Below are 1,526 nucleotides of genomic sequence, written 5' to 3' on the forward strand. Positions count from 1 at the left end.
CCTGTACATGGCCCACGCCGCCACCTGCCCCAACCCGAAGTCCAAACCGGCGGTCCGCCCCCACCACCGCCACCGCATCGGCGTCCGGCCCGTCAGGTGGCAGCGATGACCCCGGCCCGAGACACCGTCATCGCCGAGCTGCTGCGCGCTGGCGCCACCTACCCGCAGGTCCGCGCCGCTCTCGGCGGCGGCTCCCCGAACACCATCGCCGAGATACGGCGAGCCGAGAACATCCCCGTACCCGACCGCCCACGGCCCTGCCGCACGCCTGAGGAGTCCTACGCCCTGTACGCCGAGCCCTACGCAGGCGGCCACGCGCGCTGGACCGGACCGTGGGCCGGCCGTATGCCCCAGATCTGCCGCCCCGGCAAGCACGGCCGCAAAGAGTCCGCCCTGCGGGTCGCGTTCCGCATGCGGCACGGCCGCGACCCCGACGGCTACGTCAGACCCGGATGCGGCGTACCCGACTGCGTCGCCTCCGGCCACCTCACCGACAGCACCATGCGCAACCAGCTCAGGAGCCTGCAGCGATGACCCGCCCCGCCATCCCACCGCACCGCCAGGTCGTCGCCGCGGCCCTCGAGGACTGGTGGCTCACCACCGACCCGACCGCACCGTTCGACTACGACCAGGTCGCCGACCACGTCGAGCTGCACCTGGTCAGCTCCGGCTACCGCATCAGCCACGACACCCGAAGGACCAGCCCCGTGCCCACCGTGCGCGCCATCGCCACCGTGGCCCTGCTCGGCACCGCCACCACCGCCTCCACCGTCTACACCGCCCTGCACAGCAACTGGTGGTGGACCGCCCTCGGCGCCCTCGCCACCGCCCTCCTCACCCGCGAGGCCATCCGCGACCTCACCGACCGCCACCGCGGACGGAGCGCCCGATGATGACCCCCGAACAGGTCCTGATCATCTCCGCCATCGGAGGCTGCGCCGCCCTGCTCGGCCTGATCGTCATCGCCGCCCTCGCCGGACTCATCTACCTGGCCACCGGCTTCCTGCAGCGCGCCTTCAGGGCTCTGCGCCGGCACAGAGTCACCCGCGACGACGACCTCAGCGTCTGCCTCGCCATCGACGCGCTGCCCACCACCGACCACCCGAAGGAGGACCTCCGGTAGACCAGCCCCGCGCGGGCGCGCGTCTGCGATCGCGCGCGCGGAACGCAGGCGCGCGCCCGCGCGAGACCCGCCCTACCCGTCAGTTCGAATGGCCGGAGCCCATCGGCCGGAAAGAAGATCATGGCCACGCCTCCCGATGACCACACCTGCTGGATCCGCTCCACCACCGACAGCGAGGGCAGGGCCGCCTGCCTCCTGCAGTGGGGCCCCGTGCAGGCCCTCCTCAAGCCCCAGGCGGTCCTGGACACCGCCCGGGACCTGGCGGCGGCCGCCGCCCACGCCGAGGCCGACGTCGCCCTGCTCGCCGTGCTCCGCGACCAGCTCGGCCTCGACACCCAGACCGCCGGCCCCCTGCTGCTCGACGTCCGCGCCCGCCGCCCCCTGCCGCCCACCCCGGCCGCGC

Annotated in this window: 4 protein-coding genes; all 4 read left to right on the forward strand. The window is 73.9% G+C overall.

The annotated features are described in order from the left end of the window. Nucleotides 1–105 precede the first annotated feature (105 nt). Complete coding sequence (locus tag C1I97_RS37005; RefSeq protein ID WP_111007250.1) at nt 106–534, forward strand: DNA-binding protein; 429 nt, start codon at nt 106–108, stop codon at nt 532–534. Beyond that, nucleotides 531–893: a hypothetical protein gene (locus C1I97_RS37010; RefSeq protein WP_111007251.1), complete on the forward strand. Its 363-nt coding sequence runs from the start codon at nt 531–533 to the stop codon at nt 891–893. The genes C1I97_RS37005 and C1I97_RS37010 overlap by 4 nt, the downstream gene beginning before the upstream one ends. Next, nucleotides 890–1,123, forward strand: coding sequence for a hypothetical protein (locus C1I97_RS37015; RefSeq protein WP_146608433.1), 234 nt, complete (start codon nt 890–892; stop codon nt 1,121–1,123). The genes C1I97_RS37010 and C1I97_RS37015 overlap by 4 nt, the downstream gene beginning before the upstream one ends. A gap of 120 nt (nt 1,124–1,243) precedes the next feature. After that, nucleotides 1,244–1,526 (forward strand): hypothetical protein (locus C1I97_RS37020; RefSeq protein ID WP_146608434.1); only part of this gene is annotated, 283 nt, incomplete at its 3' end.

Origin of the sequence: Streptomyces sp. NTH33 (assembly GCF_003236365.1) — a bacterium.
Lineage (GTDB): Bacteria > Actinomycetota > Actinomycetes > Streptomycetales > Streptomycetaceae > Streptomyces.